Below are 16995 nucleotides of genomic sequence, written 5' to 3' on the forward strand. Positions count from 1 at the left end.
ACTTTGGGAGGCGGTTTTGTGTCTAGTTGTGTGGATAAAAAGAAAATCGTTGTAAGTTTACCTAATAGCTTACTTTCAGAAGTGGATAAAATAATAAAAGTAGAAAACAAAAACAGATCAGAATTTATAAAAGAAGCTATGAACCTTTATTTGAGAGAAAAAAGAAAAGTTCAAACAAGAGAATCTATGATAAAAGGTTATAGAGAAATGGGTGTTATAAACTTAGCTTTAGCAGAAATGGGTCTTAGCATTGATATGTCTTCTTTAGAAGGGTATGAAGGGAAGATAGCGGAAGGTGAATAAAAATTTAGAGATTAAACGAGGTGACATATTTTACGGCGACTTAAGTCCTGTAATAGGGTCAGAACAAGGGGGAGTAAGACCCGTATTGATTATTCAAAACGATATAGGCAACAAATACAGCCCAACAGTTATAATTGCAGCTATAACGTCTCAAATCAACAAGGCAAAATTACCGACTCACATTGAAATAAATGCGAATGATTACGGACTTAATAGGGACTCAGTGGTATTACTAGAACAGGTAAGAACCATAGATAAAAAGAGATTGAGAGAAAAAATAGGCAATTTCGATGAGGATATGATGAAAAAAGTAGACGAGGGTCTTCAAATAAGTTTAGGATTGTTTGATATTTAGTGAGCCGATAATGGCTCTTTTTTTTGTTTACAATTTGAGCTATACGTTAGTATTAGACGAATTTTTGATTGATTTATTTAACGAATTTTGTAATAATGGATATTAGGTGATGATTAGTTGTTTTTTTTGAAGATGACTTAAATTGGGGGAGAAAATTTATGCTTAAGGATTTGATTAAAAATAAAGTTGTGATATCTATTTTGTCATGTTCGATTATTATAACATCTACATATATAGTTAAGGCCTCTGGTTATGAAGCAGGATCTAATATGGACCCTGTTGCAACCAAATCGTATGTTGATATGAAAATAGATGAACTTGCAAAGAATGTAAATCAAGTTATTGAAAAAATAAATAGTGGAAATAAAGGAAATATCGAGGAGGATAAGCCAGAAGCTAAACCTTCTAATGAATTAGAAATAGTAAGTATTAAAGCTGGACAAAGTATAATATTAAAATCAGGAAGTCAGATAATATTAAGAGGCGGTAATGGATCTATAATAGATTCAGAGTTTGGAGGAATAGTAGATTTAACTCAAGGAGTAGATCTAAGAAGCGGATATGATGCTCCTGCAAATCATCTTTTAATGATACCAAGATCAGATGGAAGAGGTATTCATGCAAAGACAGACTGCATATTCATGGTAACAGGAGAATATGAGATCAAATAATCTAAAGAAGGGGGATTAATACCCCTTATTTTCATGTATTCAACCCAAATACCTAATTAAGCTAAAAATTATACTCACTAAAATAACGCTACTTAGTCAATATTTTAATTAAACTACAGATTTTACTTTATCCGGAAGCTAAGAGTTCTAGTACCCAACCCTCTTAAGGTTGGAGATAAGAACTCTACAGCTTCTGGATAAGTTCAACTAACCTTCAGATGGAGTTACAAACTTCATCTGAAGATAAGTTTCACTGGATAAAATAGCCTAAAAGTTCTGAACTCCCGTTGGTCAGACAACGAACTTTATTAACGGATATTTTAACAGTATAATCTAAGTTTAATAATAAAATATTAACCAAAAGTAGCTAACATTTTAATGAGCATAATTTTTAAGTGTAGTGCTTAAATTTTGAGTGAATCTAAGAGAAAATATTTTTAAAGAGAGTTTGGACAACATACATAAAATCAAAAATAGAATGTATTTAAAGTTTTTAGAATGAAGACTTTTGTCAAAAATAAAGGAGGGATAAACTTGAAGGTAAATAGATTATTTAGTATGTTTCTAATTATAGCTATATTATTTTCTAGTGTTCTAGTATTCAAAAGAAATAGTATAGAAAGTGAATATAAAAATGTTGAGATAGTTCTTGATTATGATCAAGTACTTAATATGCAAAAAGAGAGTGATAAGGATTTAAAGTATTTCTTAGATGAATTTAAGGATATGAAGGTGGGTTCGGTTGCTATAAATGAAGCTACTATAAATGCTTTAAAAAAGAGAAAAGAATATAAAATAAAAACTAGCATAGACGGGTATGATTTAATAGTAAGTGCAGATGCTAGTATATATAATTTTATATTAGAAGGATTTAAAAGAAAAATAGGACAAGATAAGGTAGAAGCAATAGATGCTAACACTATGAGAATAAAAGGTGAGAGTAAAGATTACATATATGATGAAACTAAGCTTTATGATGTTAATGGAAATTATGTAGGAAAGAGTAGAGTTTTAGAGGGATCTAAACTGGAGTTTTTAGGACTTGGTTTCTTACAAGAAGATATAGATACAATAAAGGCAAGTGGACTTGATGTTCTTCCAAGACCTATATATTTATCTGAGTATGAGGATGAAAAAAGTATAAAGTACTATTTTGAATTTTTAGATGAACAAAATATCCATCCAAGCTCTATAATATTTGCTGGTGGAGAAGTTTTAGGTTTTGGCTTAGATACTGATTATTTACAAAAAGAGCTTAAAAAGAGAAATATGGTAGTAGGTATGATTGAAACTAGTGTACAAAGAGAAAATATAGATCAAAAAGGTCTTAATAAATTAGTTGAAGACACTGGATATTATGCTACAAGAGTTTTTAATGTATGGGATTGGGTTCAAATAAGATATGATTATGAGATACCTCTACATCATCAAGGACAAGAGATAATAAACTCTATGTACAGAGCGGTTACAGAGAGAAATATAAGAATTATATACTTTAAACCTTTTATAGACAAGCAAGGTAAGTATGTAACTGAGATGAGTATATACAAGCAAAGATTTGAGGAATTTGATAATAGAATACAAAAGGGACATAATATGAAAATTGGCAAGGTCAATTCTATGAGGGAAGTTCATCCTAATAGATTGTTGCATATACCTATAGCTATAGGTATAATAGCTGCATTTTTAATATTAATAGACAATTTAATTAATATAAAACCTAAGTATATGAATATACTATTTGGATTATCATCAGCTGGAACTGCAGCTTTATATGGTTTAGGTATTAAAGGTGATTTACTAGATAAAATGTTTGCACTACTTGCAACTATTGCAATGCCTTCTATAAGTATGGCATTTATATTGTATGTTGTTAGAGCGGCTTTAAAAACTAAAAGTGATATGAATGCATTTAATATCCTATTAAAAGGAATAATAACATTAATAATAGCTTGTATTATATCTCTAATAGGAGTATTATTTGAAACTTCTATTTTACTTGATAGCAAGTTTTTACTTGAGATGGATATATTTAGAGGAGTTAAGATATCTCAGATTGCTCCAATAATGATTACTGTATTACTTTACTTATCTATATTTGGATATAAGAGAGAAAAAGAAAAAAATGGTTTATGTTTAAATGAGATAATAAGATTGTTTAAGGAAGATATAAAAATAGGACATGTTATAGTTTTAGGTGCGTTCTTGGTTATGGGTATTGTATTTATAGCTAGAACTGGACATGAAACTAACATAAAGCCTTCTAGCGTAGAATTATTGTTTAGAAATATGTTAGAATTATTTTTGACTGCAAGACCTAGAAACAAGTCATTCTTAATGGCTAATCCAGCATTTATTTTGATGATGTATCTAGCGTTTAGAAATCAAAAGTGGCCTATATTCATTCTGTCTTTATTAGTTGTAATAGGACAAGGTAATATAGTCAACACTTTCTCTCATATAAGAGCACCTCTTTATTTATCTTATATTAGAACTAATTATGAGATAGCGTTTGGTATTATACTAGGAGGTGTAGCTATTCTTTTAATCGATTTTATATGGAGAAAGATTGAAGGGAGAAAAATAAATGCCTAAAGTTGTTATATCCGGTTATTATGGTTTCAATAATATCGGAGATGAAGCTATACTTAAAGGATTAATAGATGGAATAAAAGATTTTAATCAGGATACTGAGATAGTTGTTTTATCTCAGTATCCTGAATTCACTTCGAAAAAACATAATGTAAGATCTATAAAGAGAATGAATCTTTTTAGTATAATAAAAGAAATTAAGGACTGTGATTTGTTAGTTAGTGGTGGTGGATCACTACTTCAAGATGTAACTTCAAAGAGGTCTATTCTTTATTATATAGCGATAATAAATATAGCAAAGATTTTAAATAAAAAGGTTATGATATACTCTCAAGGTATAGGTCCTGTTAACAAAAAGTACAATCGAAATATTTTAAAGAGAGTTTTAAATAAGGTCGATTTTATAAATGTAAGAGATGAGAACTCTAAACAAGAGCTTGTAGATATGGGTATAGAAAAGGATATACTAGTTACAATGGATACTGTGTTTGGAATTAAAAAGCCAGATATTGAGATTGGAAAAGAAATACTAAGGGATATAAATATAGATTTTGAAAAGAAGATAGTGGGGCTTTCTATAAGGCCATGGAAGAACAATAAGCAGATAGTAACAGAGATTTCTAAGGTTTGTGAAAGTTTGGTTGAGGAATACGATTATCAAGTTCTATTTATACCTTTCCATTTTTATGCAGATTCTAGTATAATAAAAGATATTTACAAGAACATAGATAAAAAATATAGAGAAAATGTATTCGTATTAGATAAGTATCTTTATGTAGATGAATATATATCTTTGGTTGGAAATCTAGATTTTTTAATAGGAATGAGGCTTCACGCACTTATATTTTCTGTTTTAATGGGAGTACCTGTTGTAGGACTTTCTTATGATCCGAAAATAAATAATTTTTTAAATTTTATTGAAAAAAATGAGGTTATATCTATTTTAAATATAAATTTTAATGATATAATGAATGAGGTAAAATGTTTAATAGACAACATAGATGACGAGAGAGCATTAATATCTAAAAAGAAAGATGAATTTAGGGAAATAACAGATATTCATAATAAGGTATTGATGGATCTGATTGAAAATAGAGGTGAATACTTTGGAAAAAATTAATATTTTAGGAGTTCCAGTACATAAAGTAGATATGAATGAAGCACTAAATGTATCTAGTAGCTTTTTTGATAGAGATAAAAAAAGTGTTATAGTAACACCAAATAGTGAAATCGTTATGATGGCTAAAGATGATGAGAAATTTTTAAATATAATAAAAGAAGCAGATCTTGTTATACCAGATGGAATAGGTCTTGTAATAGCTTCTAAAATGATAAAGAATCCTCTAAATGAAAGAGTTACAGGAATTGATCTTATGGAGAATATACTTAATTACTGTAATGAAAATAATAAATCTATATTTATACTAGGTGGAAAGCCTGGAGTTGCTGATAAAGCAGTTGAAAATATAGTTAAGAAATATCCTAATATAAAAAGTTCAGGATCTTATCATGGTTACTTTAAAGGACATCATATAGGTCATGAAGGGCATGATGAGGAAAAAGAGGTTATAAATAAGATAAATGAATTAAAACCTGATATATTATTTGTTGCATTTGGAGCTCCTAAGCAGGAGTTATGGATTCAAAGATATAAAGATGAGGTAAATACGTCTATACTTATGGGTGTTGGAGGAAGTGTTGATGTATATGCAGGAGAAGTTCAAAGAGCACCTGAGTTTTATCAAAAGTTTGGACTTGAATGGTTATATAGACTTATAAAAGAACCTTGGAGATATAAAAGAATGATGTTATTACCTAAGTTTATTGTACAAGTAGCAATAAAAAAATAGATAAAGGGGAAGTGCAATATGAAAAAAAAGCACTGGAGTACTATATTAATTGAATATATACTTATAACTGTTGGATGTGCCTTAATGGCAGTATCTATAGATCTATTTTTAGCACCTCACACAATAGCCCCTGGTGGAGTGACTGGTCTTGCAATAGTTATTAAAAAAATTACAGGGATATCTGTTTCTGTAACTAACTTAGTTATAAATGTTCCACTTTTTATAGCTGGAGTTATAGTTCTTGGTAAAGCATTCGGAGCAAAAACTGGTTATGCTACACTAGCATTATCATTTTTTATAGAATTAGTTTCAAAAGCATCTCAAGGATACATACCAACTAATGATATGCTGTTATCCACTATATATGGAGGTCTTATTACAGGAGTTGGAATAGGTCTTGTATTTAAATCTGGAGGAACAACTGGAGGGACAGATCTAGCAGGAGCAATGCTAAACAAATATTTTCCTAATATAAGTATACCAAAGCTTATGATGTGTATAGACCTTTGCATAGTTGCACTTGCAGGTTTTGTAAATAAGAATGTAGAAACATCTTTATACTCTATAATTGCTCTTTATATACTTGTTAAAATGGCTGACTTTATAATAGAGGGTATGGGATATTCTAAAGCATTCTTTGTTATATCATCAAAGCCTGATGAAATAAGTGATGAGATAATGCAAAATCTAGGACGAGGAGTTACTTCTCTAAATGGAAAAGGAATGTACACTAAGGAAGAGAAAAATATATTGTGGGTAGTAGTTGATAGAACACAAGAGGTAAAATTAAAGGACATAGTGAAAGATGTAGATGAAAATGCATTTATCATGGTTGCGAATGTACATGAGGTTTTAGGTGAAGGTTTTAAGCCTATGAGATCATAGTGTTAGTTAAATTTTAAAGATATATATCCGAAAGCTAAAAGATCTAGAACTCCATCATTTGAGTGCTGGAGTTAAGAACTTAAAAGCTTATGGATTAGCTTAACTAAAAATTCAGTTAAAGTAAAAACTGTATCTGAATTAAGTTTCGCTTTAGTTAAAATATAAAAAGGAGGGTAATAAATGAGAGATCATAATGAATTGAAGCAAGTTGCTACGAGTATAAGAAAGAATATAGTTCAAATGATTAATGAATCAAAATCAGGTCATCCAGGAGGTTCGTTATCTTGTGTTGAAATAGTTACAGCTTTATATTTTGACGAGATGAACATAGATGTTCAAAATCCTAAGAAGGAAGATAGAGATAGATTCGTATTATCAAAGGGACATGCAGCTCCTGTTTTATATAGTGCTCTTGCTGAAAAAGGATATTTTGAAAAGGAAGAGTTATTCAAATTAAGAAAGGTAAATTCTATGCTTCAAGGACATCCTGATATGAAAGGAACTCCTGGAGTTGAAATGTCTACAGGATCTTTAGGACAAGGATTCTCTGTTGCTTGTGGTATGGCCATGGCATCTAAGATGGATAATGCTCCTTGGAGAGTATATAGTGTACTTGGAGATGGAGAGATTCAAGAAGGTTTAATTTGGGAAGCTGCTATGAGTGCTGCTCACTACAAATTAGATAACTTAGTTGCTTTCTTAGATTTCAATGGACTTCAAATTGATGGTAAGAATGAAGATGTAATGAATATCTATCCAGTTGTTGATAAATTCAAGGCTTTTGGATGGAATGTAATAGAAATAGACGGACATGATTTTGATCAAATATTTGCATCACTTGATTCAGCTAGAGAAACAGTAGGAAAACCTACTATGATAATAGCTAAGACTGTTAAAGGTAAAGGCGTTTCATTCATGGAAAACCAAGCTGGATGGCATGGAACAGCTCCTAGTGATGAAGATCTTGAAGTAGCTTTAAAAGAATTAGGAGGTGCTAAGTAATGAAGAAAATAGCAACGAGAGAAGCTTATGGTAATGCCCTTGTAAAACTTGGACAAATGAACGAAAATGTAGTAGTATTTGATGCAGACCTTTCAAAATCTACAAAAACAGCAGGTTTCCAAAAGTCATTCCCTACTAGATTCTTCAATATGGGAATAGCAGAGCAAAACTTAATAGGAGCTGCAGCTGGTATGTCAACTGCAGGAAAGATTCCTTTTGCAAGTACTTTTGCAATGTTTGCAACTGGTAGAGCTTTTGAAGTAATAAGAAACTCTGTATGCTACCCTAAGTTAAATGTAAAGGTATGTGCAACTCATGCAGGACTTACAGTTGGAGAAGATGGAGCATCTCACCAATCTGTAGAAGATATATCTATAATGAGATCTGTTCCTAATATGACAGTAATAGTTCCAGCTGATGGAGTAGAAACAGAGCAAATTATATTTGAAGTAGCTAAATACAATGGACCAGTTTATGTAAGACTTGGAAGATCAGCAGTACCTACTATATTCGATGAAAACTATAAATTCGAAATAGGTAAGGGTGTTGAAGTTAAAGAGGGAACTGATGCTACTGTAATAGCTTGTGGAATAATGGTAAATGAAGCTATGAAGGCTCATGATATGTTAAAAGAAGAAGGTATATCTTTAAGAGTTATAAATATGCCTACTATAAAGCCTATAGATACTGATATAATAGTAAAAGCTGCTAAAGAAACAAAAGCTATAATAACAGCAGAAGAGCATAATATAATTGGAGGATTAGGATCAGCAGTTAGTGAAGTTGTAGTTGAGAATTGTCCAGTACCAGTTAAGAGAGTTGGAGTTAAGGATACTTTTGGTGAGTCAGGATCTCCTAATGACTTATTAGAGAAGTATGGTTTAACAGCTAATGATATAGTTAAGGCAGTTAAAGAAAGCCTTTAATAATAGTTAAAAGCTAGCATTTTTATGCTAGCTTTTTTTCTGTCTATATATGCAATTAAAAATGTATGTATAAAATTGTTAATAAAAATTATATTCAGAATCTCCTTAGTTCGTTATATTAGGATGTAATAGCAGAATTAAATTTATCTCAACTAATAAAAAAATAATAAAATATGCAATAGTGTAAAATATAGTGCTTAATCAAAAATGAGGCTCATTGAAATACCGCTATCTAGTCAATATTTTAATAAAACTAAAGATTGCATCTTATTAAACATTCTAAAACTTCATAAACTCCCTACGGTCAAACAATGAAGTTTCTTAACGGATATTTAAACGTTGCAATCTAAGTTTTATAAAAAAATATTAACAAAAAAATAGCTAACATTTCAATGAGCCTCATTTTCAAGTATCATGTTTGGAGTTTGAGCATAATTAAGAAACAATACACAAAGATTCATTTTAAAATTTTTATTTTTTTATTATAGTTTCATTATGTCAATTTAATACATAAATAAATCAAATAAATTAAAAAACAATATTCTAATATCTCTAGAATTGGTTTAGCTAAAGGAAAATTTTTTTCTGAAATTTTATTTAGAAAATAGAAAATACTTATTTTATCATATTGACAATATTTTTTATCTGAATACGAAAAATAAATATTAAAAGCCTGTATAATTATATATCCTACTATCAAAAATACAAAAGAAAAAACAAATAAATACTTCTCCAAAGAAACCTCCATTTCTGCATTAAGTCAGTTCTTACTTAATACATACTAAATAAATCATTTTGAATTTTACAATAATAGTAAATGTATTTCTAGTATAACATATTTAAAAAAATAATTTTTTATTTGAAATTAAAATATATAAGTAAAGTTCTTATAAGACGAAAGTGGTATAATATTATATAAATGGAATAAAATTACAAATGAGGAGGGGTAATATGAAAAAAATTTTATGTAATGGATTTTTTATTCTTTTTATTTTAACAATATGTGTATTTAAATTTCCAGCTTACGCTCAGGAGAACAATACTTTTACAGGGTGGTTGGATCAGATTACAGATGACAGAATGAAAGAGTGGACAGTACAATTTGGTGATTCTTTAAATAAGGATACAATTACATCAGATAATATTTATATTAAAGATATTGATGGTAGATGGGTTGAAAGTAAGTTAATTGTAAGTCAAGATGATAAAACGGTTACAATAAAACCAATACTTCCCTATGATACAGATAAAAAATACTTTATCTATATAACTTCAAAGGTTAAGTCAAGTGAAAATAAAAATTTGACAAAAGAAATAAAAATGTCATTTATAGTAAAACCTAAAGATGATAAATATGAAGGTGAAAAAATAGCAGGGTATGTTGTTGATAGATGGAATCAAAATGGATCTGTTTTTGTAGAAGTAGATAACGGAGAAAAGGTAAGATATAAAGTAGAAAAAGGATCAGATAATGTATGTGAAGAAAATATAATAGTATTTAGCAAGAATAGTAATGGAAATATTGAAGTAGCAGATAGTTTAGATAAGGATTTTACTTTATATAAAGGAAAAGTTAAAGCTAGGGATGGGAAATATATAATTATTTCTAATGGAAAAAAAGAAAATAAATTAAAGTTTGCAGACAATGTTATTTGTTATGAAGAAGATAATCAAAAAAGTGTATCATCTATAAAATCAAATAGCAAAATAAAGGTGATTGTAAAAGATAATTTGATTCAAGTTGTAAAAATATATGAGAATGAAGACATTAAATATAAAGATGATGAGGATGTTATAAATGAAGAAAAAGATAGAGATGATTTAAGTAAAGATAAAGAAGATGTTGCAAGTGAAGAAGATAGTGATGAAATAGTTGGATATGTAGTAGATAGATGGAATGAGAATGGAGATCTTTTTGCAAAAATTATGTATCCTGAGATAAATTCTAATGATGAAGTATGTGAAAAAACATATAAAGTAGAATCAGAAGGTATAACAAAAGACACAATAATAGTATTTACAGAAAATAGTGATGGAAATATTGAATTGAAGGACTATTCATATAATGATTTTAAGATGTATGCAGGGGAGATTAAAGATATAGATGGAGATAAGATAAATGTTTATGATTGTCATGATAAGAATAAACATTTATTAAAATTAGAACCAAATACAGTTTGCTTCTTCGATGGAGAGCAAATAAAATTATCTGATTTAAGAGAAGATAGTCTTATAAGAGTTTATGTAAAAGATAATAGTGCTAAAGTTATAAAAATTTATGATTAAATTTATTACATATATAGTCAGTGTAAAAATGTACTAGAACGAAAATGAATCCTCTTTTTGGTGATAATCAATTTAAGATTAAAAACCAGAAAGAGGATTTTTTGGGTATGTAATTAAATCTGTGTCTAAGCCACTTTTTCAATCCACTATAAATCTTTATATCAAGCACAATATTACATGTAAAGGGATTGAAACCGATTTGTTAAAGCACAAAGTTATTTACACACTCTTATTGAACTTTAAATTTATTAGTTTGTTCTTTTAGATTTAAAATTACATTGTGTACTTCGCTTATGTTTGCTTCGATTTCTTCAAATGTACTTACTTGTTCTTCAATATTTTGACTTATTTGCTCAGAGGCACTAGCGCTATCTTGAGTTTCTTTAGAAAGATTGTCCATTGCTTGTGCCATATCTTGAGTAATTTTTGATTGTAATTCTGATGATTCAGATATTGTTTTTATTTTTTCTGATATTTCTAATATAAGGTTAGATATTTTTTTAAATTCTTCATTTGTATTATTTACTTTACTAACACTTATCTCTACTAATTCCTGTTCTTCTTTTATTATTTTATCTGTATTATTTGTACTTTGTTGAATATCGTTAATAATTTGTGTTATCTTAAGAGCAGACTCTCTACTTTCTTCAGCTAATTTTCTAACTTCATCAGCTACAACAGCAAAACCTCTACCAGCATCTCCTGCTCTAGCAGCTTCAATACTTGCATTAAGAGCTAATAGGTTGGTCTGTTCAGAAATATTTGACATGATAGAAATAATTTCATTTATTTTATTGGATGAATGTTTAAGTTCGTCTATAACATTAGATACTTTTGAAGAGGAAGTCTTTACTTTATATACAGATTCAACAATTTCATTTAAGAGATTAATTCCAAAGTTTGTAGCATTTAAAACTTTCTCTGTATTTTCATATGAATTTTGAGATTGTTGAGAAACTACTTGAGCAGTACTTGCTACCTCTTCTATACTTGCAGTCATTTCTTCAACAACACCTGCATTACTTTGTGTACCATCACTTACAGTGTTTATTGCTTTTGAAATTTCTATTATGCCTTCGTTAGATTCTCCTATAGCTTGATTCAATATTTCACTTGATTGAGATAGTGTATTTGAGTTTAATATAATTTGATATATAGAATTTTTTGATTGAAGTATAAAAGAATTAATCCATTTAGCAATTTCTCCAAGTTCATCATTTGAGTCAAGTTCAAGTGTTTTAGTTAAATCGTTTTCGAATGTAACAATTTCTTTTAGTTTATTTAACTTTTTAACAAAATTTGATATTATAACAAAAGCCATAAAAATACTAAATAAGAATGAGAATATACTCATAATTAATATGAATTTTAAAGAAGATTCTTCATGTTTTTTAACAGTTAAAAGAGAATGTTCTGTAAGTTGTTCGATTTCTTTTACGAATTCTTTTAGTTCTTGATTAAGTTGTTGTTCTTCTTTTTCTATTTTTTCTGAAAGTAATTCAAATTCATGAAACTCTTTTTTATTAATTAATTCAAATGATTCAAGAATATGATCTTCATAATCGGCATGTTCTTTTTCGATTTGAATTAATTTATTATTTATATGCTCAAATTGTTTTTTGCTTTCAGAAGTAAGGGCTATTTCTAATGCTTGTTCTACAATTTTTTCGGCTTCTTTCAAATTTTTATCAACTAAATTAGATTGTGTTTGGAGTAGTTCCTCTACATGTTTAAGCTCATTGTCTACAGGTCTACCGTATTCCATCATTATGGCATATTTAAATATTTGTTCAAAATAAATAGACTGCTCCAATTGAGATTGGGTTATTTCTGTGACTTTTTCTATTAATGGTATATTTTCATTTGTAATTTCATTTAATTCATTTCCCATTTTATTAATATTTATAATGCTTAGAGTGCTTATAGAGATCATAAATATTAATAAAATACTCACTAAACTAATGATTTTAAACTTAATACTAGACATATTAGATAATTTCATAAATACCCCCTTTAAATTGTTGTATGCTTTTAATAATTATATAACTTATCGACAAATTTCGAGTTATACAAAAGAGGGATTTTACTGAAAAATTTTAACATTTTATTCGATTAGTTCAGTTTCTATCCAAATTTTTAATATATCAGTCAAAACTATTTTAGTTACCTTGAGTTGATATTCTTTGTTTTTTATTTTAAAAATTCTTTTATCAATAATTTCTTCTATTATATCAACATCAATAGTTTCTACCTCACGTCCTAATAATTTGAGGTATTTATCTTTAGCATACTTTTCAATAGTAATCTTATCTATTTCATCTTCTTCATGTGTTAATACAATCTCGATATCTTTAAGAATTAATTTTTGGTTATTTAATGATTGTTCAAGTTTTTTTAATCGTTCATCTCTTTCTTCTATATCGATATTAAGCTTTTGTATTTCCTCGTAGTAATTATCAATTCTATAACTAACTAAAGCAACAATAATAGATGATCCTATGATTATTCCGATTATTAGTCCTGATATTATTGAAATAAAATATTTTAGTTTTACTCTCCCCATAGAGATCCACTCTTCCATAATAATTTAATAATGAAATGCCCAAGATTTGCTCCAATAAGGGCAGAAATAATATATACTACTTGTTTTATTAGAGATTTAATCTCTCCTTTAAATATTCCCTGTTCAATAATTTCAAATGATGAGAAGGTTCCTCCGAGGCTAACAGCTACTGCCCAAACCTTAATTGAACTCGATATATCAATCATGGTTTTAAGTGGAGGATGATTATTAATCAAAGCCCCAATTCCAGCGAAAAAGCTTGCACCAATGATTACTCCTAATGCAATTAAAAATGTATATATAAGATTGTTAATAAAAATCATACTTAGAACCCCCTTAATGCTTTATATTAGGATATGATAGTAGAATTAAATTTATCTCAACTAATAAAAAACTAATAAAAGATTCAATAGTGTAAAATATATTGCTTAATCAAAAATGAGGTTCATTTTTAAGTGTAGTGTTTAAACTTTAAGTATCAATATAATTCAATAATACTAACTTTGTTGTAAAATAATGGATTTAGATGTAAAATTGTAAATAGGGTAATCATGGGGTATCTGCAATCGCTCGTAAACTCATTTTTATAACTTGAAATACTTTCAAATTATTAGAAGTTATCAAAATAAAGACATAATAAGTTCAATATAGCTGGTTATTAAATGTTAATAATTAGGATTGAGTTTACACCTAGTGATAGCTTCCTTGTCATTACGCCTAAAAGGGAGGAATAAAATGAAATATAAATTAATGAAAAAAATAATTTCTACTTCTTTAATAGTAGCAATTGGTGTATGGATAGGAACAACTAATTGCAGTGCTACTGAAAGAGATAAAAATATTGAAATACTTAAAAATCAACAAAAAGATATTGATGATGTATCGACAATAAAAAAAATAGATAGTATTCAAAATTTTTTAGGTTCTTACTGGATTGATGATAGAAAACTTTTAGGAATAAAAGGTGGAACAAGGACTGAGGAAATTCCTAATGTGTGTATTTATGATACAGAAAATAAGTCATTTGAAATTTTGAGTAATAATATTGATAGTAATGAAAAAATATATTTAGATATGGAAGGAATTACAAAAGATAATAGATATGTTTTATATAGAAAAGAAATTAAAAATGGTAATAAAGTAAATATATATCTTTTGGATTTAAAAACAAAAACGGAAAAGAAAATAGATGAGATAAAGGATACTAGATGGAATTTAGTTTCGTTTACAGATGAAAATGAAATTATGGGCAGAGAAGGCATGAAAATATATATGTATGATTTTAATGGTAGTAAATCTCAGATAAACCTTCCAGAAGAATTAGTAGATAAAATGAATGACTTTAGTAAATTAACATTTGAAGAATTTTTAGAAAAAGCAACTAATGGGAAACAAATTAATGAAGCATTAAAAAAAAGATACAAAAAATCATATGAAATGCAAAAACAAAATAATAAAATACAACGTATATTTAAAAAAGGCGATGAAATTTATATAAAAACATATAATGAGGTACCATTTTTATATAATTTAAAAACTAATAATTACAAAGAATTAACAGAGTCAGAAGCAAAAAAGTTTTGTTGTGAAGAAATTGAAAAAAATAAAGTTAAAAGAAAAGATATAAAAAAGAATATAGAAAGAAAAAAAAATGAGGAAACTAAAAATTATGAACTTTGGGAATTAGATTCAAATGGTAAACAAAAGAAATTAATAGCTAAGGCTCCCATGATTGAGCATTATGAAGTTTCACCAGATAGTAGTAAAGTAGTGTATTCAATTCCTTTAGAAAATATTGATGAAGCAAATATATTTGTTTATGATCTAAACTCAGGGAAAAGTACTAAAGTTTTTCAAAAACCTAGAGGAGGTATATGCTGGGATAATACTTCGAAAAAATTCTATATGAGATCGACAAGATATACATCTACTACAGCAGAAGAGGCTATAAGCCCAGAAAACTATTGGGTAACAATTGTAGTATCATTAAATTAATACGGAAACAAGAAGAGCCACATGTTGGAATTAATATCCATCATGTAGCTCTTTTTTATTTTGTAAAAGAGTGTCACAAACTATATAGTTAATTTGTTATATATATGAAAGCTAAATTAAGGAGCTGAAAAGATGGATTCTGTAGAGAATATAGTAAATGAAATTCGAAATGGACATGTTGAAAAATATGAAATACTAATTGAAAAATATCAAAAACAACTTTATAGATATATTTATTATATGGTGGGTGATGTACATGAGGCAGAGGATATACTTCAAGAGGTATTTCTAAAAGCATATGAAAAAGTTAATAGTTATGAGATAGCAAACTCTTTTTCTGCATGGTTGTATAAAATTGCATATAATCAGTCAATCAATTTTATTAGAAAAAGAAATATTATCAAATTCGTTGATAAGTTTGATTTTAACAAAGTAATAGAAAAAAATTCTTGTACTGATATACATATAGATAACGGATTTGATAAAAATATTGAGATCGTACTATCTAGATTAACCCCAAATGAGAAAAACTTGCTGATATTGAGAATATTTGAAGACAAAAGTTATGAAGAAATCGGTATTATATTTAATAAAAAATCGGCTACGGTTAGAAAAAAATATGAAAGAGCAAGAAAGAAATTTCAAAAGTATTATGAAGGAATAGGAGGGGGAGAGAATATTGAAAAATATGAGACTGGAATCTAAAATAAAAGATCATTTTAATGGTGTATCCATACCTGAAGTTGATGTTAGTAATAAAGTGATGAATAGAATAATTAATCCAACATTAAAAACTAATATATTCATAAAGAAAAAGTATGCAATAATTGCTTTATCAGTAATATTTATAATAACCACAGGATTTGCAGTAAGTAAACTTATAACCATGAAAGACAAAGAAGGTAATATTTTGTGGACCTATAATGAAGGCACTAACGAATATGCCCATCTTAATAAAATGATGGATGATAAACAAACGAAATTAAAATTAAAGCCAGGAGAATCAGTTGCACTTTATGTTAATAAGGATAATCCTAGTGAATTTATGAGAATTATCTCAGAACCGATTATAACTAATGAATTTTCAGAAATACAAAAGAACATGTCTGATTACTTAAAATTTCCAGAAGTCTTGCTTCAAAAATATAATTTCACTGAAGGACGAATCAGTAAAGAACCTAAAGATGTGAATACAGAAGAAATATTTAGAGAAGCAGCTAAAACTACTACATATGATAATCCAGTATTTGTGAAATATATTGATCTTTCCGATAATGTAACAGGAATAGGTACTACTTATAGTGATGGTGTAAATACAATAAATATTAATATGTTCCCGTGGATTGGAAATGACATAATATCATACGAAGAAAATTCTAGTAAAAAACAAAAGATTGAATTAGAAGATTATGAAGTGCTTTATGAAGAAGAAGAAAACAATAAACGTGTTTTTTGGATTAAAAATGAAGTTTATTATACTATAAGTTCACATTCAAAGGAAGTATCAATCCAGAATTTAATAAAAATAGCAGATACAATTATAAAGCTTAATGAATAGAGATAAATA

The 16995-nt window shown here is 28.0% G+C and carries 16 protein-coding genes; 13 read left to right on the top strand and 3 right to left on the bottom strand.

All coding sequences use genetic code 11. The annotated features are described in order from the left end of the window. The first annotated feature begins 18 nt into the window (after positions 1-18). The 10 genes from P4S50_RS00750 (at position 19) to P4S50_RS00795 (ending at position 10870) form a co-directional block, all read left to right on the top strand. Positions 19-303, top strand: coding sequence for a CopG family ribbon-helix-helix protein (locus P4S50_RS00750; RefSeq protein ID WP_277732601.1), 285 nt, complete (start codon positions 19-21; stop codon positions 301-303). After that, positions 296-658 (top strand): type II toxin-antitoxin system PemK/MazF family toxin, encoded by a 363-nt coding sequence (locus P4S50_RS00755; RefSeq protein ID WP_277732602.1) that lies wholly within the window; start codon positions 296-298, stop codon positions 656-658. The genes P4S50_RS00750 and P4S50_RS00755 overlap by 8 nt, the downstream gene beginning before the upstream one ends. Before the next feature lie 158 nt (positions 659-816). After that, positions 817-1329 carry a hypothetical protein gene (locus P4S50_RS00760; protein ID WP_277732603.1) on the top strand — a complete coding sequence of 171 codons (513 nt, stop codon included), beginning with the start codon at positions 817-819 and terminating at the stop codon, positions 1327-1329. 534 nt (positions 1330-1863) lie between these two features. Further along, positions 1864-3924, top strand: coding sequence for a DUF5693 family protein (locus P4S50_RS00765; protein WP_277732604.1), 2061 nt, complete (start codon positions 1864-1866; stop codon positions 3922-3924). Next, a complete protein-coding gene (csaB, locus tag P4S50_RS00770; protein WP_277732605.1) occupies positions 3917-5041 on the top strand; it encodes a polysaccharide pyruvyl transferase CsaB in 1125 nt (374 codons plus the stop codon). Before P4S50_RS00765 ends, csaB begins: the two co-directional genes overlap by 8 nt. Next, a complete protein-coding gene (locus tag P4S50_RS00775) occupies positions 5028-5771 on the top strand; it encodes a WecB/TagA/CpsF family glycosyltransferase (protein WP_277732606.1) in 744 nt (247 codons plus the stop codon). Before csaB ends, P4S50_RS00775 begins: the two co-directional genes overlap by 14 nt. A gap of 18 nt (positions 5772-5789) precedes the next feature. Continuing rightward, positions 5790-6656 (top strand): YitT family protein, encoded by an 867-nt coding sequence (locus tag P4S50_RS00780; protein ID WP_277732607.1) that lies wholly within the window; start codon positions 5790-5792, stop codon positions 6654-6656. Positions 6657-6836: 180 nt separating this feature from the next. Further along, a complete protein-coding gene (locus P4S50_RS00785) occupies positions 6837-7658 on the top strand; it encodes a transketolase (protein ID WP_277732608.1) in 822 nt (273 codons plus the stop codon). Beyond that, positions 7658-8584, top strand: coding sequence for a transketolase family protein (locus tag P4S50_RS00790; protein ID WP_277732609.1), 927 nt, complete (start codon positions 7658-7660; stop codon positions 8582-8584). Before P4S50_RS00785 ends, P4S50_RS00790 begins: the two co-directional genes overlap by 1 nt. Positions 8585-9535: 951 nt before the next feature. Then, positions 9536-10870, top strand: a complete 1335-nt coding sequence (locus P4S50_RS00795; protein WP_277732610.1) for an Ig-like domain-containing protein — start codon at positions 9536-9538, stop codon at positions 10868-10870. 229 nt (positions 10871-11099) lie between these two features. On the opposite strand, the gene P4S50_RS00800 is transcribed toward P4S50_RS00795, so the two are convergent. The 3 genes from P4S50_RS00800 to P4S50_RS00810 form a co-directional block, all read right to left on the bottom strand. After that, entirely contained in the window at positions 11100-12872 is a 1773-nt protein-coding gene (locus P4S50_RS00800; protein ID WP_277732611.1) for a methyl-accepting chemotaxis protein, read from the bottom strand. Positions 12873-12974: 102 nt separating this feature from the next. Then, positions 12975-13433, bottom strand: coding sequence for a hypothetical protein (locus P4S50_RS00805; RefSeq protein ID WP_277732612.1), 459 nt, complete (start codon positions 13431-13433; stop codon positions 12975-12977). Next, complete coding sequence (locus tag P4S50_RS00810) at positions 13421-13756, bottom strand: YtrH family sporulation protein (protein ID WP_277732613.1); 336 nt, start codon at positions 13754-13756, stop codon at positions 13421-13423. Before P4S50_RS00810 ends, P4S50_RS00805 begins: the two co-directional genes overlap by 13 nt. Before the next feature lie 412 nt (positions 13757-14168). Here P4S50_RS00810 and P4S50_RS00815 point away from each other — a divergent pair, with 412 nt between their 5' ends. The 3 genes from P4S50_RS00815 (at position 14169) to P4S50_RS00825 (ending at position 16986) form a co-directional block, all read left to right on the top strand. After that, complete coding sequence (locus tag P4S50_RS00815) at positions 14169-15428, top strand: hypothetical protein (protein WP_277732614.1); 1260 nt, start codon at positions 14169-14171, stop codon at positions 15426-15428. 132 nt (positions 15429-15560) lie between these two features. Next, a complete protein-coding gene (locus tag P4S50_RS00820) occupies positions 15561-16133 on the top strand; it encodes an RNA polymerase sigma factor (protein ID WP_277732615.1) in 573 nt (190 codons plus the stop codon). Next, positions 16108-16986 (top strand): hypothetical protein, encoded by an 879-nt coding sequence (locus tag P4S50_RS00825; RefSeq protein ID WP_277732616.1) that lies wholly within the window; start codon positions 16108-16110, stop codon positions 16984-16986. The genes P4S50_RS00820 and P4S50_RS00825 overlap by 26 nt, the downstream gene beginning before the upstream one ends. The last annotated feature ends 9 nt before the right edge of the window (positions 16987-16995 follow it).

Source organism: Tepidibacter hydrothermalis (assembly GCF_029542625.1).
Taxonomy (GTDB): Bacteria; Bacillota; Clostridia; order Peptostreptococcales; family Peptostreptococcaceae; genus Tepidibacter_A; species Tepidibacter_A hydrothermalis.